We start from the raw sequence: 21630 nt of genomic DNA, 5'->3' as shown, positions 1-21630 counted from the left end.
GCCCACCACCGCCCCAGGAGTGGCCGGGCCCGCCCGCACCGTCCCGGGGGCCCGAGCCGCCACGCCGCGGCCCGGTCCGAGGGCCCCCGCACGGACCCGGTGGCCGGGCGCCCCGCGGTCGGCGGTGCGAGCATCGTCGCAGGGCACGAGCGCCGGAAGGGACCGCGTGCCCGCCGCACACGGTGTCCCGTACGGTGCCTGGGAGGCGGAATGGACCGGGAACAGCGGCCCAGGCTGGGGCGCAGGCACTTCCTCGGGGCCTGCGCGGTGATCGGCGCCGGTGGCGCCGGCTGCGCACGGGACGGCGGTCGCCACCGGCCGGACGCCGGGGGGACACAGGCCCCGGACGGTGAGCGGCACCTGCCCGGCACCTCCGACTGGCGCATCCGCTCGGTGGGCCCGCCGGAGGCGATCGCCGGATACGCCGACCGGGTGAGCGTGCGACCCGGCGAGGAGTTCGCGCTCCATGTGTCCACCACCGCGCCACGCTTCACGGTCTCCGCGTTCCGTATCGGCTGGTACGGGGGCGCCCAGGCCCGCCTGGTGTGGCGCTCCGAGCGCGTACCGGGCCGTGCCCAGGCCTCCCCGCGGATGCTGCCGGACACCCGGACGGTGCGCGCCGACTGGCGGCCCACCCTCACCGTCGGGACGGACGGCTGGCCGGAGGGCGCGTATCTGCTGCGGCTCGACGCGGACAGCGGCCACCAGCGCTATGTCCCGTTCGTGGTCCGCTCGGACCGCGGAGCCGGCCGGACGGTGCTGATGCACGCCCCGGCGACCTGGCAGGCGTACAATACCTGGGGCGGCTACAGCCTCTACGAGGGCCGGGGCGGCGCCTACGCCTACCGCTCCCTGGCCGTCAGCTTCGACCGGCCCTACGACCGCGACGGAGCCGAGAAGTTCCTGGTCTACGAGCGGGCGGCGGTGGTCCTCGCGGAGCGGCTGGGCATACCCCTGGCCTACACCACCGGGGTGGATCTCCACCGCGACCCGGAGGTGCTGCACGGGGCGGCGGCGCTGATCTGCCTGGGGCACGACGAGTACTGGAGCCCGCAGCAGCGCCGCCATGTGACCCGGGCCCGCGACGCCGGTACCAACCTGGCCTTCCTCGGCGCCAACACCTGCTACCGCCGGATCCGGCTGGAGCCGGGCGAGGCGGGCCCGGAGCGCACCGTGGTCTGCTACAAGACCTCCCACGGCGCCGACCCCTGCATCCGCAGCCACCCCGCCCTGGTGACGGCCGACTTCCGCCAGCCCCCCGCGGCCGACCCGGAGTCCGCGCTGACCGGAGTGCTGTACGAGGGGTTCCCCACCGACGCCCCCTATGTGGTGCACGCCGCCGACCACTGGCTCTTCGAGGGCACCGGGGTGCGCCGCGGCGACGCCTTCGACCATCTGGTGGGCGTCGAGTACGACCGGGTCACGCCCAGCGCCCCGACCCCGCCGCGGATCGAGGTCGTCGCCCATTCCCCGCTGCGCTGCAGGGGCCGACGCAGCCACAGCGATTCCGCGTACTACACCGTGCCCAGCGGCGCGGGGGTCTTCGCGACCGGCACCATGCGCTGGGTGGAATCACTGATGGCCGGCACCCGGGAGAACGGCCGCAACCACGGCATGGACGCCCGCACCGCGGCCTTCACCACCCGCACCACCGAGAACCTCCTCCGCGCCTTCGCCACCGGCCCGGCGGCCCGCACCCGACCGCGACCCCGGGAGAACGCGCGCGCCCTCTACGGGGACCGGCCCGATCACTGATCGTCCACGGCCCCGTCCCGCAACTGCCGGCGGATCTCGTCCGCGACCGCCTGGGCGGCCGGTGAGACCCAGCGGCGCCGGTGCCGGGCCAATCGGACCGGGACGTCCGGGATCCTCGGGCCCGACACCACCGCCAGCCGTCCGGTGCGCAGGGACTCCTCGACGGTGGAGCGGGGGAGCAGGGTGAGGCCCAGTCCGGCGGCGACGCAGGACCGGGCGGCCTCGATGCTGCCGAAACGCGTGATCCTGGTCCGCGCCTCGCCCACCTCCGCCAGCCGCTGGGCGAGCCGGTCGCTGTACGAGCAGCCGGGCTCATGGAGGAAGAAGGACTCCGGCGCCAGGTCCCGCCACTGGGCCGGGGCCTCCCGCCGGGCCATCGGGTGCTCGGGGGAGCAGACCAGCACCAGGGGTTCGTCGGCGACGTGCTCGGTGACGACGTGCGGCACCCGGGGCTCCTCCTCCAGCAGCAGCGCCAGGTCCAGCCGACCGGTCCGCAGACCTTCGAGGGCCGCCGCGGTGTCGGACGGTTGGAGGCCGACCTCCACCCCGGGGCAGCTGCGGCGCAGCGCGGCGATCACCTTGGGCAGCCGGGCCGAGCACAGGGTCTCCCCGGCACCCAGGACGACCTGTCCGGTCGGCGGGCCGTCCGCGGCGGCCGAGACCCGCAGCCGCGCCTCGGCGTCCAACACCGTCTCCGCTTCCGCCAGCACCCGGCGGCCCGCGTCGGTCAGCAGCGCGCCGCGGGGCAGCCGGTCGACCAGCCTGGTACCCAACTCCCTCTCCAGCGAACGGATCTGCACCGTCACCGTGGACTGCGCCAGATGCAGTTCGGCGGCCGTGGCGGTGAAGCTCTCGGTCCGCGCCAGTGTCAGGAAGGTGCGCAGCAGCCGGGTGTCCATGGAGCCCACTCTAACGAGCCATTCGGTTTCTCGATGGCAATCATCGAAGGCCATCGTTTCCCTTGATGGCTCCCCGATGGGATCGTGGAGCCATGACAGCGACCGACACCGCTCCCGCCACCGCCACCGCGGACGTCCTCCGCTACACCGCCTTCACCGCCGATCCGACAGGCGGCAATCCCGCCGGTGTGGTCCTGGACGCCGCACGGCTCGAGGACGCCGCCATGCTGGCCACGGCCGCCGAGGTGGGGTACTCCGAGACCGCCTTCGTCACCGCCGCCGACGAGCGGAACCGGCGTTTCGCCCTCCGCTACTTCAGCCCGCTGGACGAGGTGGCCTTCTGCGGCCACGTGACCATCGCCACCGCGGTCGCCCTGGCCGAGCGCATCGGTCCGGGGGAGCTGGTCTTCGACACCCGGGCCGGGCAGATCCCGGTGACCACCACCGTGGACGCCGCGGGCGCCGTGCACGCCACCTTGACCAGTGTCCCCACGCGCTCCCGCGCCGCCACCGACCGCGAACTCGACACCACCCTGCGCGCTCTGGGCTGGGACCACGCCGACCTCGACCCGGCCCTGCCGCCGCAGGTCGCCTTCGCGGGCAACGAACACCTGGTGCTGGCCACCGCGACCCGCGCCCGACTGGCCGACCTGGACTACGACTTCGAGGCGCTGGCCGCGGTGATGCGCGAGCACGGCTGGACCACCGTGCAACTGGTCTGGCGGGAGGCCGACAACCTGTTCCACGCGCGCGACCCCTTCCCGGTGGGCGGTGTGGTGGAGGACCCGGCGACCGGCGCGGCGGCGGCCGCGCTCGGCGGTTACCTCAGGGCCATCGGCCAGGTCACCGCCCCCTTCAGCCTGACCATCCGGCAGGGAGAGGACATGGGCCGCCCCAGTCGGCTGCGGGTCGACGTGGACCCGGCCGACCCCCGCGTGCGGGTCACCGGACAGGCGGTGCCCATCGCCGGGTGACCCCGGCGGCGGACCCGTACCCGGCGCTCCCCGCCTGCCGGACCGGTCCTCGACGCCTGCGTCGGGGGCCGCGCACCGCCGCGCGGCCCGTTCCGACGGGCGGGGTTCCCGGTGAGCCGGGCGTGCCCTGGCGCGCGGCCCCCCCGCCACCACCTGGCGCGTAATCGGGCGGAAGCCCCCGCCGGTGGCATGAGAGGGTCCTGATCATGGACACGACGGATGGCGCCACGGCGATCGAACGCCCCCGTTTCGGGGTGCTCCGGCAGCGGGACTTCCGCCTGCTCTGGCTGGGCGAGACCACCAGCGGTCTCGGCACCAGCATCACCACGGTGGCCTTGCCGTTGATCGCGGTGGTGGTCCTGAAGTCGGACACCTTCGCGGTCGGAGCGCTCGCCGCGGCCGTCTGGCTGCCCTGGCTGGTCATCGGATTGCCGGTGGGTGCCTGGGTGGACCGGATGCGGCGGCGCCCACTCATGATCGCCTGCGACCTGGCCGCCGCGCTGCTGTACGCCAGCGTCCCGGTGGCCGCCTGGTGCGACGCGCTGACCTACACCCACCTGCTGGTGGTGGCGCTGGCGTGCGGCGTCGCCTCGGTGTTCTTCAGCACGGCCTACCACGCCTTCCTGCCCGCGGTGCTCGACGGCCGGGACCTGCTGGAGGGGAACGCCAAGCTCCAGGGCAGCGAGGCCGGCACCCGGGTGCTGGGCCGAGGAGCCGCCGGTCTGATCGCCCAGGCGTTCGGAGCGGTCCTCGGGCTGCTGGTCGACGCGGTGACCTTCCTGATCTCCACGGTGTGCCTGGCCCTGCTGCGGGTCCGCGAACCGGCTCCGGAGAACCCCGTCGACCGGACCACCCTGCGCCGGCGGATCGGCGAGGGGCTGCGCTTCGTCCTCCACGACCGCTATCTGCGGCCGATGGTGGTCTACGGAGCCGTGGCCAACCTGGCGCTGATGGGGTATCAGGCGGTGCAGATCGTCTTCCTGGTCCGCACGGTGGGCGCGAACCCCGCGACGGTGGGTGTCCTGATCATGATCGGCAGCCTCGGCGGCGTTCTGGGCGCGCTGCTGGCCGGTGCCGTGGGCCGGCGCTTCGGGACCGCCCGCGGAATGCTCGCCATGCAGGCGTTCACCGGCCCGTTCGCGCTGCTGCTGCCGCTGACCGTACCGGGCGCCGGGCTGCTGCTCTTCGCGCTCGGCGGGTTCACCGTGGGGACCGGGATCACCGCCTGCAACGTCGTCCTCGGCAGCTTCCGGCAGACCTACTGCCCGCCGCGGCTGCTGGGGCGGGTGGTGGCCACGACCATGGTGATCAACCACAGCACCATCCCCCTGGGTTCCCTGCTCGGTGGGTGGCTGGGCGATGCGGTGGGCCTGCGCCCCACCATGTGGATCATGACGGGTCTGCTGGCGCCCTGCTGGCTGATCCTTGCGCTGAGCCCCATGCGCGGCCGGCGCGATCTGCCCCAGGGGTACGGGCCGGTGGACGGCCGTACGGCGGACGCGGGCCTCGGGGCGACCGAGCCCCAAGCGACCGGTACGGCCGCCGAGGAGTGCGCGGCCGACGTCTCGCCGCGGTGATCCGCGGGCGCCGCCGAAGGGCCGGGGCCCGCGCGGCCGAGCGCGTTCGGGCGCGGAGTGAACAGCGGTGCCCGGCACCGGAGTCGCCGAACCGGTACCGCTCGGTCGCGGCGATGGCGGCCCGGCTCCTTCCGCGGACCCGCCGTTAGGATCACGGCACCGCTCGCAGCGGTCGTACCGCGTCCGCGGTGCGGACCCGAGCCAGGGAGAGGGCCATGCTCGAGGCATTCGCCGAACTGTCCACGCCGCTGGTGGCCGACGCCTGTGTGCGCAACGGGGTACCGCTGCGCGCCGCCCCGCCCGGCATCGGCGCGGTGGTACCCGGCGCGCGGATCGCCGGACGCGCGCTGCCGGTGCGCCACTACGGCAGCGTGGACGTGTTCTTGGAGGCGTTCGCCCAGGCCGAGCCGGGGGATGTGCTGGTCATCGACAACGGCGGCCGAGTGGACGAGGCGTGCGTCGGCGACCTGGCCGTCCTGGAGGCCCAGGCGGCGTCGGTCGCGGCCCTGGTGGTGTGGGGACTGCACCGGGACACCCCGGAGTTGGTGGAGATCGGCCTCCCGGTGTTCAGCTACGGCAGCTATCCGCCCGGTCCGGTGCGCGTGGACGAACGGGAGCCGGAGGCACTGGAGTCGGCCCGGTTCGGCCCGCACCTGGTGAGCGGCGAGGACCTGGTCTTCGGCGACCCCGACGGGGTGCTGTTCGTCCCCGCGGACCGGGCCGAGGAGGTTCTGGCGACCGCACGGCGGATCATGCGGACCGAGCGGGCGCAGGCGGAGCGGATCCGCGCGGGGGAGACCCTGCGCCGGCAGACCGACTTCGACGACTACCTGGCCCGGCGCGCCGCCGACCCCTCCTACACCTTCCGCCGGCATCTGCGGCGTGTCGGCGGTGCCATCGAGGAGTAGTCCGGCCGCCCGCGGGCGCGGTGCGGCCATGCGCCGTACGGTGACCGGCCGTCAGGCGACCGGCGCCGACCGTCCGCCAGGCCCACCCGCCGTACGACGCCCTGCGGAACCGCGCTGCCAAGGGTTGATCGTTCGGGAATTCCCGCACTATATTCGTGCGAGAATTCCCGAACGATTGGAGTGGTGTGATGGCTGCCGCCCGCACGTACCACCATCCCGACGCGGATGAGATCGCGCTCCCGCGCGTGCTGTTCGCGCTCAGCGAGCCCCTGCGTCTGACGATGGTCCGCATCCTCACCGAGCGCGGGGAGGTCGACAGCCTGGAACTCGGACCCGACCTGCCGCGCTCGACGCTGACCCACCACACGAGCCTGCTGCGTGAGTCCGGCGTGGTCTTCGTCCGCGCCCAGGGGCGCAAATGCATGATCAGGCTGCGCGCCGAGGACCTCGAGGCCCGGTTCCCCGGCCTGGTGCGGACGGTCCTGGCCGGTTACCAGGAGGAGGGCGCGGCCAGGGCCGAGGGGGATACCGCGTGATCGGGAAGGTCTGGCCGCTGGTCATCGCCGCGGTCTCCCTGGGTGTCGACGCCTATGTGCTGGCCGGTGTCCTGCCGGACATGGCCGACTCCCTGGCCACGACGGCCGGTGCGATCGGGCTGGGCGTCACCGCGTTCACCGCTGCCTACGCGGCTGCGGGACCGTTCCTCTCCCGTGTCCTGGTCGGCAGATCGACCCGTACCGCGCTGCTGGTCGCGCTCGGTACGTTCAACCTCGGCAACCTCGCCACCGCGCTGGCACCGTCGCTGGGCGTCTTCCTGACCTCCCGCGTCGTCGCGGGCGCGGGGGCCGGCGTGCTCACCGCGGTCGCCACGGCGACGGCCGGAGCCCTCGTGGCGGACCACGAACGCGGGCGCGCGATGGCGATGGTGACCTTCGGCCTGTCCACGGGAACCGTCGCCGGCGTGCCACTGGGCATGCTGATCGGCGAACAGGCGGGGTGGCGCGGGACGATGGGCTTCGTCGTGCTCATCGGTGTCCTGAGCATGCTCGCCCTCGCCCTGCGCTCCGGCACGCTGCCACAGCTTCCCGCCTCCCGCGGCTCCGGGAGCGGCGCCGTACTCAGGAGCCCACGCGTCGCCCTCGGCATCGCGCTGTCCTTCGTCCTGGGCGTGGCCAGCCTCGGTCTCTACACCTACCTGCTGCCGATGGCCGACGAAAGCGGTCTGAACGGCTGGGGATTCGCGCTCGTTTGGGCCTGGGGCATCGGCGGCGTCATCGGCTCCGGCCTGATCGGCAAGCCCCTCGACACGCTGGGCCCCCGACGGCTGATGCCCGTCGTCCCGGCCTTCCTCCTCGCCTCCTTCCTCATCGTCTGGCTCGTCGACGACCCCGCGGCATGGCTGATCGCCACCGCGGTGTGGGGCGCGAGCGGCTGGATCAGCGTGCCCGTCCTGCAACAGGCACTCACCCGGGACCGCATCGAGCAGGCCATGCCCATCGTCGCCTTCCAGATGGCCGCGATGTACCTGGGCTCCGCCGCGGGATCGGCCCTGGGCAGCGCCCTGCTCGCCGGAGGCGTCAGCGCCGACGCACTGCCGGGATGGGCCGCACTGGCGGTCGCGGGCGGCGTGGTGCTCGCCGTGCTGGTCGCCCGGCTGACACCTCGGTCCGCATCCGCCGCCACGCCTGACGCCCTCACCCCGCGGACACCGTCGGCACAGCACACGCCGACCGAGTCGTGCTGCCCGTAGCGGCCCAGCCGCGGACCGCGTCGCACCGCCCGGGGCGGATCGGCGTCGACGGCTGCCGGGGCGAGCACGTCGCACACCGCCGCCCCGGTCCCGGGAAGGGCGTCGGCGCGCGCGTGACCTGGCGCGGATGACCTGGTCCCGGTGGTTCCGGGCGCGGGCCGGCCCCCAGGGAGCCGGACCGCGCCGCGTTCAACTAGCCTGCGCCGGCGGCGTGTCGAAGGAGATCCACACATCGGGCGGCAGATCCGGGCGGTGCGGCACCGCCCTGCGCTCCTCCGCCCACGCGTCCCCGGCGATCTCCCGGGCGACCCGGCGCCAGAAGTGGACCGCCGCCACGTTGGCGTCCTGGAACGGGATCTCCCAGGGGCCCGGGTGCCTGGCCACCACCTGCCGCACGGCGTCCAGCCCTACCCCTCCTCGCCGGGCCCCGCGCACGACGAAGAAGGCGTTGAGCACCCGCGTGGGGCCGGTCAGCCCCCGGACCAGCACCAGCCCGGCCGGGCTCGTGCCCAGCACCAGCAGGTAGGCCGCCCAGTCGGCGTCGGTGAGAACGCGACCGGGCTGATCGCCGTGGAAGGTCCCGTCGGCGTCCGGAAGGCCGCCGCGGAACTCCGACAGGTCATGATGGAACATCAGCCACAACCGCTCCACCAGGGCACGGTCGGCGGCGGCTGCGGGGCGTAGGGAAACCTCCGGCATGGGACTCCTCTTCCTGGGTGGGATTGCCTGGTGCGTGCACGGGGTGGGCGGGTCCGCGAGGGGCGCGTACCGCCCTTCCGGCTCTCGGCCCAGTGGAGCGGCGAAGCCCGGTGGTGTGCCGTCCGCGCCGGTGAACCCCCGTACTCCTTGTAACAGGCCCCAGGCGGAAGAGGCTCATCCGGTCTCTGCCACGACGCGGGAGCCGGCGGCCAGGACGGCGACCGCCCGCGGGGCCGATGCCTCGGGGCCCTGGCCAGTGCAAGCGAAGCGACCGCCCGGTGAGTGCCCGACGGGAATCCCGCGGCCGCGTCGGCACCGCCGCCGAAGGCCGGTCACCAGGGTTTGCCGAACCGGCAAACGGACTCGCCCACTTGACCGGGTCCTGCGCATGATCGGTGCGGAACCGACGGAACGGTGGACGAGGTCGGTCCCGGCGCACAGCAGACGGCCCTGGAGGAGACGTATGACGCGGCACGGCTTGCAGACCACACACCGGTCGGTCCCCTCACCGGCAGGCCGGATCCACCTCGCCGAGCAGGGGACCGGGCCGCTGGTGCTGCTCATCCACGGCTTCCCGGAGTCCTGGTACTCCTGGCGCCACCAACTGCCGGCACTGGCCGCGGCGGGATACCGGGCGGTCGCCATCGACGTCCGCGGTTACGGCCGCTCCTCCAAGCCGGCCGCGACCGACGCGTACCGGATGCTCGACCTGGTGGCGGACAACGTCGCGGTGGTGCACGCGCTGGGCGAGGAGTCGGCCGTGGTCATCGGCCATGACTGGGGCGCCGGCATCGCCGCGACCTCCGCCCTGCTCAGGCCGGAGGTCTTCCGGGCGGTGGGACTGCTGAGCGTTCCCTACACCCCGCCGGGTGGACCCCGCCCCAGCAGCGCCTTCGCCCAGATGGGCGGCGATGAGGAGTTCTACGTCTCCTACTTCCAGGAACCCGGCCGCGCCGAGGCCGAGATCGAGCCGGACGTACGGGGCTGGCTCGCGGGCTTCTACGCGGCACTGTCCGCCGACACCATGCCCGCGGCCGGCGCCCCGGACCCGCACTTCGTCAGCAGGGGCGGGACCCTGCGCGACCGGTTTCCCAGCGGACGGACGCCCGGCTGGCTCGGCGAGCGGGATCTCGACTTCTACGCCGCCGAGTTCGAACGCACCGGTCTGACCGGCGCGCTGAACCGCTACCGCAACATGGACCGCGACTGGGAGGACCTGGCCGCCTTCGAGGGCGCCCCGCTCACCCAGCCCTCGGTGTTCATCGGCGGTGGCATGGACGCCTCCACCACCTGGCTGGCCGAGGCGATCGACGCCTACCCGGTGACGCTTCCAGGGCTGGTCGCCTCCCACATCCTCGACGGCTGCGGCCACTGGATCCAGCAGGAACGCCCCGCCCAGGTGAACCGAATCCTCACCGACTGGCTGGCCGCGCTGCCCCGCTGAGGACACGACGGATCACTCCGCCTCCGGAGCACGCGGAGAACCGACCCACCGCGCCGGCCGAGAGCGCACACAAGGCCGGGGGCCCGGACCACCAGCCCGTCGCTCACCCGCTTCGGGGGCTCCGCGGCTCGCCGGCGGCGCTCTCCTGGCGTTCGCGGAGCGCGATCCGGGCCAGTTTGGTCAGCATCATGCCGTTGCGGATGGAGACGATGTAGTCCACCGGCAGCCCGTGCATCCGGATGCCGGGACCCCGCAGGGGGTGCCATTCGAGAACGAGAAGGGTGTTCTCGCCCCAGGGGATCACATTCATGGCGATACGGGCCGCGCCGAAGTGGTCCGCCTTGGCCTCCAGTTCCAGGCGGCGCAGCGGGTCGCAGATGCGCACCACGCAGGTGTCGTCGAGGACCAGAGGGCCGAGCCCGACGCGGACCTGTAGGCGGGCACCCACCTCCGGCCAGTGGGGATCCGCGGCCAGGACGCGCTGTGTTCCCGAGACCCACTCCCCATAGCGATGGCCGTCCGCCAGCAAGCCCCAGACCCGGGACGGCGAACTCAGGATCAACCGGCGGTTCCGGGCCAGATCGACCACGCTCCCTTCCGTCCGCCGGGACCGGCGCCCGACCACCACACTGCCAGGCGTGAGCCTCCTCGCCGGCTCGGCGTGCTCCTCGACACTAGCCGCGCCGCGCACCTCCGGCACCCTCGGCGACGGGGAGTGCGGGCCCCGCCCACAGCGGGGCCGCCGGCCGCGATCACGGCACCGAGCGGCACGGTCTTTCCGGCGGGCACCGAGTGGCGCGCTCGTCCAACCGGGTGTCGGGGCCATCGCGCCTTCGGGGCTGACGGCCTGTCCCGCGGGCCCCGGCCGGCGCAGGCACTACGCGATGAGACGACCGGCTGGTGGCCTCGGAGGCTTCCCCGGCACGCGCCGCACCCCTCGGCCCGTTCCTCGGTTCACTGCGGGGAGACCTTGCGGACCACGGTGTCGTCGGGGTCCAGTCGCCGGCCGTCCGCGGACAGCACTTCCAGTGCCCGCAGGCGGTGCCCGTGGCGGCGGTCGACCAGCTGTGAGTGCGGCTCGCCGGGGTCGAAGAAGTTCTGCTCGCCCCACTGCCGCAGGGCCACGATGACGGGGAAGAGTGCTCTGCCCTTGGGCGTCAGCACGTACTCGCGGTAGGCGCTGCCGTCCGAGGCGGGGACGGATTCCAGGACCCCGCCGGCGACCAGGGTGCGCAGGCGCGCGGTGAGGATGTTCTTGGCCACGCCGAGGCTGCGCTGGAACTCCCCGAAGCGCCGGCTTCCGTCGAAGGCGTCCCGCACGATCAGCAGGGACCACCAGTCGCCGATCGCGTCCACCGACCGGGCGACGGGGCAGTCGCTGTCGTCGAAGCGGGTCCTGCTCACCATGGCGTCCCTCCCTCTCAATTTAGTTGCAACATGCTACCAAAAAGTCTACGGTCGGCCATGCCATCAGTGGCAAGTTGAAACCAGATTCTTGGGAGGGTGCTGATGTCCGGCAGCGGTGGGGCTGTGTCACGAAGGACCGCGGACCGCAGCGGAGAAGCCTTGGCGGATCCCTCGTTCGTCCTGTCCCGTGGCGTCGTCATGCTGTTCGCCGTCGCCTGCGGGGCGGCGGTGGCCAACGTCTACTTCTCCCAGCCACTCCTGGTGACCATGGGCCACGACCTCTCCATGAGCCCGTCACTGGTCGGCGGCGTGGTCACCCTCACGCATGTCGGATACGGCCTGGGACTCTTCTTCCTGGTGCCGCTGGGGGACATGGTCGACCGCAGACGGCTCATCGTGGTCCAGCTGCTGCTCCTGGTGCTGGCGCTGGCCGTGGTGGCGGCGGCCCCTACGGCGGCGATGCTGCTCCTGGGCATGGCCGCGACGGGGCTTCTCGCGGTCGTCACCCAGACACTGGTGGCCTTCGCGGCGTCACTGGCCCCTCCGGCCGGGCGCGGACGAGTCGTCGGCCTGGTCACCAGTGGCGTGGTCACCGGAATCCTGCTCGCCCGCACCGTGTCCGGCCTGCTGGCCGACCTCGCGGGCTGGCGCTCCGTCTACCTCGCCTCCGCGTCGCTCACCGCCCTGCTCGCCCTGGTCCTGCACCGCGTGCTGCCGCGCCACGGCGACACCCCTCCCGCGACCCTGCGCTACGGACGACTCCTTCGCTCCACGATCACCCTGTTCGCGCGGGAACCGCTGCTCCGGATCCGGGCCCTGTTCGGTCTGCTGGTCTTCGCCGCCTTCAGCACCCTGTGGAGCAGCGTGGCCCTGCCGCTCAGCGAGGCCCCGTACTTCCTGTCCCACAGCGCGATCGGGGCGCTGGGACTGGTCGGTGTGGCCGGCGCCCTCGCCGCGACCGCGGCGGGCCGCCTGAACGACCGCGGACTCTCCCGCCGGACCACGGGCATCGCCCTGGCACTGCTCACCGCCTCCTGGCTGCCCCTGTCCTTCACCCGCGACTCGCTCTGGGCCCTGGTCCTCGGCGTGATCCTTCTCGACCTCGCCGTGCAGGCGGTCCATGTCACCAACCAGACCCTGATCTACGCGCTCCACCCGGACGCGGGCAGTCGGCTGATCGGCGGATACATGGTCTTCTACTCGATCGGCAGCGCCACCGGTGCCATCGCCGCGACCTCCCTCTACACGGTGGCCGGCTGGGGCGCAGTATGCGCCCTGGGTGCCGCGTTCAGCTGCCTGGGTCTCGCGCTGTGGGCGTTCACCCGGCACAGCACCCCGGACCCCGTCGTCCCCGGGGCGGCCTCCTGCGACACACCCTGAGCGCCCTGACGGAACGCCGAGTGACGCGCACGCCACGCCAGGGCGGAAGGCGAGCGGCCCGGACGGCGGTCAACCCGCCGCGTGCGGGCGGCCTCGGTATCCGGGGTTCGAGGAGGGCGAAGAGAACGCCCGGAGTCGTGCTCGCGGGCCGGTGTGTCGACACACGTTCATGTACGCTGGCGTGTGTTCGCGTGAAGGACGTACGGAAGACGAGGAGGTGGGGTTGATGACCGCGCTCAGGGCCACCCTGTGTCGCGCCCAGGTCTCCCTCACGTCCCGGGCCGTGGCCTGATCTCATCCTGTCCGCCCTCGCTGGGAGCGTGAGCTCGCGAGGCGTCCACACGAACATCACCATGAAACGGATCCTCATCCATCATGCGCAACTGGATCACGCGCGCTGAGACCAGCGCCGACATCCCCGCCATCCGCGACATCAACCTCGCCGCATTCGAGACCTCCCAGGAGGCTGACCTGGTCGACGCGCTGCGCGCCGACTCCGCCTGGATCGAGGGCCTGTCCCTCGTCTCCCTGGACGAGAGCGAATCCCCCGCCGGCTACGCGCTGCTGACGCGCTGCCACATCGGTGAGACGCCCGCCCTGTGCCTGGGGCCGGTGGCCGTCCGACCCGAGCAGCACGGCAACGGCGTCGGCACCGCGGTCGTCCGCGCCGCCCTGGCGGCGGCCAAGCGCATGGGCGAGCACTACGTCGTCGTCCTCGGGCACCCGACGTACTACCCGCGGTTCGGCTTCAGTCGGGCATCCGCTTACGGCATCGGCCTGACCATCGACGTCCCGGACGAGGCCCTGATGGCTCTCACCCTCGACACCGATCACCCGCTGCCCGGCGGCACCGTCCACTACGCCGCACCGTTCGGCATCTGACCGCCCGCTGGGCGGGGGCATCGCCCCCGCCCAGCCCCGGCGCCGCCGGACCTCCACCCTGTCCGGTGGCGGGCCTCGCCGGTTCGGGGCGCTGCTGCCGGGCGGCGGTTCCAACGAGCCCGAGGGTGCTTCACGTCGGCATGGCGAGTGCGGTCGACAGCGCGCCGACCCGCGGGCCTCCGCCAGCCGCCCTGCGCCGAGTTCCCACCCGGACCGAATCGGGCGGCTCTCGGTCTCCTGAGGTCGGCGATCGCGCGACCCGGTGCTGCGAGGCCACTCTCCAGTCACGCACTGCCACTTCTCCTGGGGCGCGTCGGACCCTTGACGGGGCATTGCTCTCGAAGCGTGGCGGCCGCGCCGCTGTCGCCACGGAAAGGGTCGGAGCCGTGAATCGTATTGCCTTCTCCCTCGGCGCCCTTGCGGCCGCCGCGGCCCTGGTGGCCGCGCCGGAGGCCGTTGCGACCACCGGCCGGATCGCCGGCGGCGGTCCGGAATCCGCCGACGTCGCGGCGCCGTACGGCGTCATCAACCACAGTTGCGGACTGAACGTCAGCGCCCATCAGAGCTACCTCAGCCCGCCGGTGACGCTGCGAAAGGTGAAGATCGGGTCGGCCGTCGTGGAGCTGAGGAGCGGCGCCACGGCATCGACCACCTTGGAGTGGGCCAGGATCCGCCAGGCGCGCAGGGGCGACCCGGTGTGGCTCGACTGGTCGGACGACGGGCGCCGCAACTGGCATGTGTGCGGGCCGTACAAGGTGCGCTCCGGCGACGACGCGCTCACCAGGGCCAACAACTCCATGTCCGGGCGGGCCATGCGGGCTTGCGGCCGTCACGGTGGAGTGACCAAGTGCACGTCGTGGTCGGGCGGCTGAGCCGGATGTGACCCCCGGGAGCCCGCCTGTGGTGCTTCGCGCTCCGGCACCCCCTATCCGCCAGCCGGACGGCTCCGCAGGCCCAGCGGGCGATGGCCGCGGTCGGGTGCGGCACGGCGGTGTTCCTCGGGTCCGCCTTCGCCGCGGTGCTGCGGGCGAACCTCGATGCCGAGCGGGCGGCCGACGCCACCCTCCCGGGCTGGCAGGTGCTCCTGGTACCGGTGGCGGCCGTGGCCGCCGGGGCACGGGGCTGGTGTCTGGCGGGCTCAGGGTGCCGATCGACCGCAGGACCTCTCGGCGCGCTGCCCCGGAGCCCCTGGCCTGACGGGCCGCCGGCGGGGTCGGTACGTGCGGCGGGCCGCCGCGGCAACCCGAGCGGGGCACGGCCGAACGGGAGGTCGACCCGTTCGGTCCGCGCGGCCCGGCTGCCGGTGAACTCGACGGCGGAAGGCGAGTCCATCGACAGCCGGACGGACCAGGCCCGGCGCCCGGGGATCCGGTTACCCGGCCGCGGCCTCAGGAGCCTCGGACAGGTCCGTCATCCCCGCGGGCAGTTCGCCGGTGTGCACCACGCCCAGCCGCTGGGTCGCCCGAGTGAGGGCCACGTACAGATCCGCCGTCCCGAACTCCGCCGGCTCGGCCAGGATCACCGAGTCGAACTCCAGCCCCTTGGCCTGCCGGGGGGTGAGCAGCACCACCGGGCTGGTCAGGTCGGGGGAGGCCCCCGCGGAAGCCTCCGGCAGGGCAGCGGCCAGAGCCGGGTGGTGGGCCAGCGGCGCGATGACCGCCAGCCGGCCCTGCTCCAGGGTCTCCCGCGCCACGGCCTGGGCGACGGCGCCCGCCAGGTCGCCGGTGCGCAGCACCCAGGGGCGGGCTTCGGTGGAGCGGACCGAGCGCGGGGGAGTGAAGGCGGGGTCCGCGGAGCGGGCCACCCGGGTCGCCAGCTCCATCAGCCGGGCGGGGGTGCGGTAGTTGACCGCCAGCCTGATGTGCTCCCAGCGGTCGCCCACATAGGGCTCGAGGATGGCCTCCCACCCGCCGCAGGCACCCGGTTCCGAGGCCTGGGCCGGATCGCCGACCAGGGTCATCGAGCGGGTCGGGCAGCGGCGCATCAGCAGCCGCCACGCCATGGCGGACAACTCCTGCGCCTCGTCCACGATGACATGGCCGAACGCCCAGGTGCGGTCGGCTGCGGCGCGCTCGGCCGCGCTGCGGTGGTCGACCTCCTCGTGCCGGTCGGCGAGCCGCTCGGCGTCCACCAGGTCGTGGGCGGCCAGCACCTCCGAGTCCTCGTCCTCGCGGTCCTCGAACTCCTGGGTCCGGGAGCCGTAGGAGAGGTCCAGCACCCCCTGCGCGTAGGCGATCCGCTGCTGGCGCTCGGCCTCGGCCCGGGCCTGGGCCTCCGAGTCGTCCTCACCGAGCAGTTCGGCGGCCTCGTCCAGCAGCGGAATGTCCGCGACCGTCCAGGGCCCGCCGGTGCGGCGGATCGCGGCGGCGTCCTCCTCCGGGAGGTGCACCGGATCGGCGAGGAAGTCGGCGACCAACTGCTGAGGGGTGAGGGCCGGCCACAGCTCCGAGATGGCCGCGTGCACCGCGCGGTTGTCCGCGATCCCCTTGGCGAGCTGGGCGATGTCGTCCGGGCCCAGCAGGTTCGGACCGCCGTACGGGTCGGCGCCGATCCGGTCGGCCAGCTGCGCGGCCAGGGCGTCGAGCACCGCGAAGGCGAAGTGCGGACGGGCCAGGTTGTGCGGCAGCCCGGACTCCCGGGCCCGGCGCCGCGCCGCGGCCGCGATCTCCGCGTCCAGCACCAGCTCCCCGTCCTCGTGGTCGATCACCAGTGCCGGTTCGGGCAGCGCCTGCCGGTCCCGTACGAAGCGGGCCAACGCCTCCGCCATCGCGGCCCGGCCTTTGACCTCGGCGGCCCGGGGCGTGTCGGTGCCGGTGGCCCGTACACCGGGGAAGAGCTCGCCGGGGGTGGCGAGCAGTACGCCCGTCTCGCCCAGCGAGGGAAGTACCTCGGCGATATAGCTGAGGAATGTCGGATTGGGGCCGACGACCAGCACCGCGCGCCGGGCCAGCAGCTCCCGGTGCTCATAGAGTAGAAATGCCGCCCGGTGGAGTGCCACCACGGTCTTTCCGGTGCCCGGTCCGCCCTCGACGACCATCACGCCGCGGTGCGGGGCGCGGATGATCCGGTCCTGTTCGGCCTGGATGGTCTGCACGATGTCATGCATCCGGCCGGTGCGCGCGGAGTCCAGCGCGGCCAGCAGCACGGCGTCGGACTGATTGCCTTCGTGCCCGGTGCGCTCGGGGTCGGCGAGATCCAGGATCTCGTCGTGCAGGGCGGTGACCCGCCGGCCCTCGGTGGTGATGTGCCGCCGGCGCCGCAGCCCCATCGGGGTGTGCCCGGTGGCCAGGTAGAACGGGCGGGCCACCGCGGCCCGCCAGTCGATGACCAGCGGGGTGCGCTCGGCGTCGTCGCGCCGGATGCCGATGCGCCCGATGTGGTGGTCGCGGCCGTCCTGGAACGCCAGCCGGCCGAAGCACAGCCCCCGCTCACCGGCGGCGAACGCGGCGAGCAGTCCGGATCGCTCCGCCACCAGGACATCGCGCTCCAGCCGGGCCTGGAAGGTCCCCGCGTCCTGTGAGAGGGCCTCCCGCATCGCCGACTCGGCCCCGGCCTGCAGCTCGGCCAGGCGCTTGTAGAGCAGGTCGATGAATTCCTGCTCCTGACGCCATTCCTTGTTTGACAATGCGACTCCAGCCCGGGTATTCTGTCCACAGAAAGCTTCCCCATGTCCCTCATTCGGCTGGCTTGAATGCCGTGCCGAAGTGAGACATGGAAACGCTCAATATACCTACAGAATTGCCCCGGCCGTCAACCTGGCCGGGGCAATTCTGCTGTTCGGCGGGGCACACGGTTTATTCCCCGATCACCTCGCGGATCGCCGCGACGATGCGGCCGACCAGCACCGCCGGGTCGGGCTGGAAGTAGAAGTGGCCGCCGGGCAGCGTGTGGACGCCGGCGAAGCGGGTGCTGTGCGCGGCCCAGGTGCCCATCAGGGCCGGCGGCGCCCCCCGGTCGCCGTCCGCCGCGAACACCGACAACGGCACCGGCAGCGGTGCGGCGCCGGGCCGGGGCCGCCAGCACTCGGCCATCCGCAGATCGGCCCGGAGCACCGGCTCGGCCAGCCTCCACAGCTCCGGATCCGCCAGCACCTCCGGCGTGGTGCCGCCCATCTGGCCCACCGCCTTCCGCAACTGGGCGTCCGGCAGGGCGTACCGGGGCTCGGCGCGCGGATGGTGCTCGGGCGGGCTGACCGCCGAGAGCCCCAACCACCGCGGCGGCGCCAGACCGCGCTCACGGAGCGCCAGGGCCAGCTCGAAGGCGGCGATGGCGCCCATGCTGTGGCCGAACAGCGCGTACGGCCGGTCGGTCCACGGCCCGATGTCGGCCAGGTGCACCTCGGCCAGCTCGGCGGCCGTACCGCAGGGCACCCCGGGGCGGGCCGGCCGGCCCGGCGCGTCCAGCAGGCACAGCTCCCAGTCGGCCGGCAGCAGGGCGGCCCAGGAGCGGTAGAGGACATGCGTGCCCCCGGCATGGTGCAGGACGAACAACCGCAGCGCCGGCCGCTCCACCGGTCGGGGACGGATCACCGGGTCGGCCCTCATCGCGGCCCCTCCCCACCCGTCGGCCGAGGGGCGCGCGAGACACCGGCGGCCGCCCGAGCGCCCGGCACCGCGGGTTCGGCGGCCCGCGCGTCAGCGGGGATCCGGTCAGGGCTGTGGGGTGCCATCACGGTGGCGGAGTCCTTTCGTCGGTGCCAGAGCGGCGTTCAGGGCCGAGGCGAGGTGCGGCAGGTGTTCGGGTCGGAGCATCTCCTGGTGGGTGCAGTCCAGGTGCCGCTGGATCACCCGGCCGCTGACATGCGGCCGCCAGCGTTCGGCGGGCGGCGGCGCGTCCACGGGGTAGCTGCGGTCGGCGGTCACCAGCAGCAGGTCCCCGTCCACGACGCCCGGTGTGTGACCGATGAGCAGCCGGGTGTTGTGCCGCATCACCTCCACCATGCGGCCGAGCCCGGCCTCGTCCATCTCGCCCAGCACACTGCCGCTGCCGCGCAGGGCCGCCACCGCGGTGCTCCGGTCCGGTGGGTCCGCGTCCCGGGCCCGGGCCACACCCGCCCCGTCCAGCAGCAGACCGAGCAACTGGCCCTCCAGCTCATGGGCGGCGGGCAGGGTGGCGACGTCGGCGTCGCGGAACGGGTAGCTGTCCAGGATGGCCAGGAGCGCGATGTGCTCCCCGGCGCGCTGCAGCCGGGTGGCCACGGCATGCGCCACGAAACCGCCCATGGACCAGCCGAGCAGGGCGTACGGGCCGTGCGGGCGCAGCGCGCGGATCTCCCGCGCGTAGTCGTCGGCGAAGTCCTCGATGGCGGCGGGCATATGCGCGGGGGTGCTGAGCCCCCGGGCCTGGATGCCGTGCACCGGAATGTGCGGGTCCAGGTACCGCAGCAACGGCGCGTACGGCCAGGCGGTACCCCCACCAGGGTGGACGCAGAAGAGCGGGGCGCCGCTTCCGGCCGGCCGCAGCGGCAGGTGGAAGGCGAACAACTCGGCGCCGGCGCCCTGGTCGAGATGGGCGGCCAGAGCGGCGATGGTGGGCCGCGCGCGGAGGTCGGCCGCCTGGATCTCGCGACCCAGGACGGTACGGATGCGGTCCGCCAGCCGGACGGCCAGCGACGAGGTGCCACCCAGCGCGAAGAAGTCCTCGTGCCGGCCGATCCGGCCCACGTCCAGCAGGGCGCACCACAACTCGGCCAGCGCACGCTCGGTGGCACCGGTCGGCGGCTCGGCCGACTCGACGGGTGCGTCGGCCGGGGCCCGGCCCGCCAGCAGAGCACGGTCCGGGGCGCCGTCGGCGGTGCGCGGCAGCGAGGTGTGGTGCACTCGGACCCCCGGGATGGGGGTGCCGAACGCGTCCGCGGGCGGATCCGCCGCCCGGCCGCCGGACCACCGCGGCCCGGGCACCAGATGGGCGGTCAGCCGGTGCAGCGGGCGGGCCGGTCCGGTGGTCAGGCCGCCCACCCAGGGCGTTCGCGGATCGAGGCCGACCAGCAGGTGCGGCTCCGGGTGCCGCAGGGCCAGATCGAGGGAGCACACCGCCTCCCGTGCGCTCAGCGGGGCGTGGCCACGGGGCGGGCCGGACCGCTCGGCACCGGTGGCCGGTGCGTCCCATCCGCTCCACGCGAGGCTCTGCACCCGCATCCCGGCCGCCCAACGCCGCACGGTGAGAGCGTCCAACCGGGCGCAGGCGGCGGCGTGGGCCGCCGCGTGCCGGCCGCCGAAGGTGCCGTGGAGTGCGGAGTGGGCGACGAACAGGACGTCGCGCTGATCGGCGAGCGCGTCCAGCAGGTGCTCGGCGCCCACCGTCTTCGCCGCGAGTACCCGCTCCCAGTGGCCGGCATCGGCCTGGAGCAGCGGCCGTTCCTCCACCACACCCGCCAGATGCAGTACGCCGTCGAGCGCCCTGTGCTGCGCCCGGGCCGTACGCAGCACCCGGTGGACCGCCACCCGATCGGTGACATCGGCGGTCAGATACCGCACCTCGCCCAGCGGACGCAGCCGATCCAGCACGGCCGCCACCCGGTCCGGGGCCTCGGCCGGGCAGACCCGCCCCACCAGGGTGACCGAGGCCCGGTAGACCTCCAGCAGATAGCGCGCGGTCCTGGCGGCCGGCCCACCCGGACCACCGGTGATCAGATAGTGCCCACCGGGGCGCAGCGCCGACTCGGCCGTGGGCGGCGGCAGCCGCTCCCACCGCAGCACTCGGCGGACCCCGCCGCGGTAGGCGATGTCCAGGTCGGTGACCGGGCCGCAGCCCTCCGCCCGCAGCAGTCGCGCGATCCCCTCCGGATCGTCCGCCGGGTCCGCGTCGATCCAGCGGCCGGACAGCCAGGGCAGCTCCCGCACCGCGCTCTTGAGGACCGCGACGGCCGCCGCCCGCCCGGGGTCGGGAGCGCCGCCGAGCCCCGCCCGGCTTTCGGCGGCCACCACGTCCAGCACCAGCGGGCGGCCGGCGCCCGCGCGTACCGCGGCCTGCCCGCGCAGCAGCGAGACCAGCGCGTCCAAGGGCTCCGGACCCCGGTCCGGTGAGCCGAACAGCCCCAGGTCCAGCACCCGGTCGGCGCGGTTCACCACCTCCTGCCCGGCGACGCCCGCGGGGAGGACGGCGCATCGGCCGCCGGCCGCCCGGACCAGCGCGGCCACCCGGCTCGCCAACACCCCACCGGGATCGGCCAGCACCACGGTGCACGCCCGATCCCGGGCCGCCGGCAGGGTGCGCGGAGCCTCGGCGGGCTGCCATACGGGGCGGTGGAACCAGTTGGGCACGGTGTCCGGATACGGCTCGCGCGGATCGCCGTCCGGCGGGGTGTCCGGGTACGGCTTGGGCGGATCGCCGTCCGGCGGGGTGCAGGGCCGCCGCACGCTCGGTGCCCGACCGGCACCGGTGCCCGGGCCGCGTACCCCGAGGCGGATCCGCCCGGCCGCGGGGGGCGGGTTCTTGGCCGGCACCGCGACCGCCTCCACCGCCCCCTCGGCGACCAGCCGCCGCTCCCAGACGGCGGCCGACTCCTCGTCCGGCACGGGCAGCCGGCGCAGGGCGGTGAGGTCGACGGCACCGGTGGCGGTGCGCGGCAGCACGGAGAGCGGCACCACGTTCAGCCTGGGGGCCCCGGCCGGCAGCGCCTGCTGCGCGGCATCGGTGAGCCGTTCGAGGCCTACCGCGTCGCACGGGACGACGTAGGCCACCAGCGCGAGGGCGCCGTCCGTGCGGCGTCGGGCCACCACCCGGCAGTCCCGCACCTGATCCAGCTCCAGCAACGCCCGTTCCACACCGGCCGGGTCCACCCACTGCCCGCCCAGCACCGCGCCGTCCCCGGCCGCGTCCCCGGCCGCCAGGCGCCCGTTCGGGGAGATCCGCCCCCGGACGCCCACCGGACGCAGCGGCAGCCCGGCGGCGAACGGATCGGCCTCCTCGGGAAGCCCGGTCACGGTACCGCCGGCCGGGGCGGGGGGTGGCGG

The 21630-nt window shown here is 74.0% G+C and carries 17 protein-coding genes; 10 read left to right on the top strand and 7 right to left on the bottom strand.

What is annotated here, in order from left to right:
• Positions 1-210 precede the first annotated feature (210 nt).
• A complete protein-coding gene (locus E4099_RS11370; RefSeq protein WP_245244775.1) occupies positions 211-1755 on the top strand; it encodes a N,N-dimethylformamidase beta subunit family domain-containing protein in 1545 nt (514 codons plus the stop codon).
• Here the strand turns inward: E4099_RS11370 and E4099_RS11365 are convergent.
• Positions 1749-2654: a LysR family transcriptional regulator gene (locus E4099_RS11365; protein ID WP_135338877.1), complete on the bottom strand. Its 906-nt coding sequence runs from the start codon at positions 2652-2654 to the stop codon at positions 1749-1751. The genes E4099_RS11370 and E4099_RS11365 overlap by 7 nt on opposite strands.
• A 92-nt stretch (positions 2655-2746) precedes the next feature.
• Here E4099_RS11365 and E4099_RS11360 point away from each other — a divergent pair, with 92 nt between their 5' ends.
• The 5 genes from E4099_RS11360 (at position 2747) to E4099_RS11340 (ending at position 7863) form a co-directional block, all read left to right on the top strand.
• Positions 2747-3628 (top strand): PhzF family phenazine biosynthesis isomerase, encoded by an 882-nt coding sequence (locus E4099_RS11360; RefSeq protein WP_135338876.1) that lies wholly within the window; start codon positions 2747-2749, stop codon positions 3626-3628.
• A 206-nt stretch (positions 3629-3834) separates the two neighbouring features.
• Positions 3835-5205: an MFS transporter gene (locus tag E4099_RS11355; RefSeq protein ID WP_135338875.1), complete on the top strand. Its 1371-nt coding sequence runs from the start codon at positions 3835-3837 to the stop codon at positions 5203-5205.
• 215 nt (positions 5206-5420) lie between these two features.
• Entirely contained in the window at positions 5421-6113 is a 693-nt protein-coding gene (locus tag E4099_RS11350) for an RraA family protein (protein WP_135338874.1), read from the top strand.
• Between the two features lie 188 nt (positions 6114-6301).
• Entirely contained in the window at positions 6302-6649 is a 348-nt protein-coding gene (locus tag E4099_RS11345) for an ArsR/SmtB family transcription factor (protein WP_135338873.1), read from the top strand.
• Complete coding sequence (locus tag E4099_RS11340; protein ID WP_135338872.1) at positions 6646-7863, top strand: MFS transporter; 1218 nt, start codon at positions 6646-6648, stop codon at positions 7861-7863. The genes E4099_RS11345 and E4099_RS11340 overlap by 4 nt, the downstream gene beginning before the upstream one ends.
• Positions 7864-8052: 189 nt before the next feature.
• Here the strand turns inward: E4099_RS11340 and E4099_RS11335 are convergent, their stop codons facing one another.
• Positions 8053-8562, bottom strand: a complete 510-nt coding sequence (locus E4099_RS11335) for a GNAT family N-acetyltransferase (RefSeq protein ID WP_135338871.1) — start codon at positions 8560-8562, stop codon at positions 8053-8055.
• A gap of 463 nt (positions 8563-9025) precedes the next feature.
• On the opposite strand from E4099_RS11335, the gene E4099_RS11330 reads away from it, so the two are divergent.
• Positions 9026-10006 carry an alpha/beta fold hydrolase gene (locus E4099_RS11330; protein WP_135338870.1) on the top strand — a complete coding sequence of 327 codons (981 nt, stop codon included), beginning with the start codon at positions 9026-9028 and terminating at the stop codon, positions 10004-10006.
• A gap of 103 nt (positions 10007-10109) precedes the next feature.
• Here E4099_RS11330 and E4099_RS11325 read toward each other — a convergent pair whose 3' ends face one another.
• A complete protein-coding gene (locus tag E4099_RS11325) occupies positions 10110-10586 on the bottom strand; it encodes an SRPBCC family protein (protein ID WP_135338878.1) in 477 nt (158 codons plus the stop codon).
• Between the two features lie 374 nt (positions 10587-10960).
• Positions 10961-11413, bottom strand: coding sequence for a winged helix-turn-helix transcriptional regulator (locus tag E4099_RS11320; RefSeq protein ID WP_135338869.1), 453 nt, complete (start codon positions 11411-11413; stop codon positions 10961-10963).
• A gap of 96 nt (positions 11414-11509) precedes the next feature.
• Between E4099_RS11320 and E4099_RS11315 the strand changes: the two genes are divergently transcribed.
• The 3 genes from E4099_RS11315 (at position 11510) to E4099_RS11305 (ending at position 14547) form a co-directional block, all read left to right on the top strand.
• The gene (locus E4099_RS11315) at positions 11510-12793 is read left to right on the top strand and encodes an MFS transporter (RefSeq protein WP_245244774.1); all 1284 of its coding nucleotides are present in this window, start codon (positions 11510-11512) and stop codon (positions 12791-12793) included.
• 375 nt (positions 12794-13168) lie between these two features.
• Positions 13169-13675, top strand: a complete 507-nt coding sequence (locus E4099_RS11310) for a GNAT family N-acetyltransferase (protein WP_135338867.1) — start codon at positions 13169-13171, stop codon at positions 13673-13675.
• Positions 13676-14061: 386 nt separating this feature from the next.
• Positions 14062-14547: a hypothetical protein gene (locus E4099_RS11305; RefSeq protein ID WP_209446589.1), complete on the top strand. Its 486-nt coding sequence runs from the start codon at positions 14062-14064 to the stop codon at positions 14545-14547.
• A 500-nt stretch (positions 14548-15047) separates the two neighbouring features.
• On the opposite strand, the gene E4099_RS11300 is transcribed toward E4099_RS11305, so the two are convergent.
• From E4099_RS11300 to E4099_RS11290, 3 genes are all read right to left on the bottom strand, one after another.
• The gene (locus E4099_RS11300) at positions 15048-17300 is read right to left on the bottom strand and encodes a HelD family protein (RefSeq protein ID WP_135338866.1); all 2253 of its coding nucleotides are present in this window, start codon (positions 17298-17300) and stop codon (positions 15048-15050) included.
• A gap of 169 nt (positions 17301-17469) precedes the next feature.
• Entirely contained in the window at positions 17470-18219 is a 750-nt protein-coding gene (locus E4099_RS11295) for a thioesterase II family protein (protein ID WP_135338865.1), read from the bottom strand.
• Between the two features lie 105 nt (positions 18220-18324).
• Positions 18325-21600 (bottom strand): SDR family NAD(P)-dependent oxidoreductase, encoded by a 3276-nt coding sequence (locus E4099_RS11290; RefSeq protein ID WP_135338864.1) that lies wholly within the window; start codon positions 21598-21600, stop codon positions 18325-18327.
• Positions 21601-21630 lie beyond the last annotated feature (30 nt).

The sequence above is a fragment of the Streptomyces palmae genome (assembly GCF_004684805.1).
GTDB lineage: Bacteria > Actinomycetota > Actinomycetes > Streptomycetales > Streptomycetaceae > Streptomyces > Streptomyces palmae.
The sequence above is the reverse complement of the archived record's forward strand: the minus strand, read 5'-3'. Positions and strand labels throughout refer to the sequence as shown.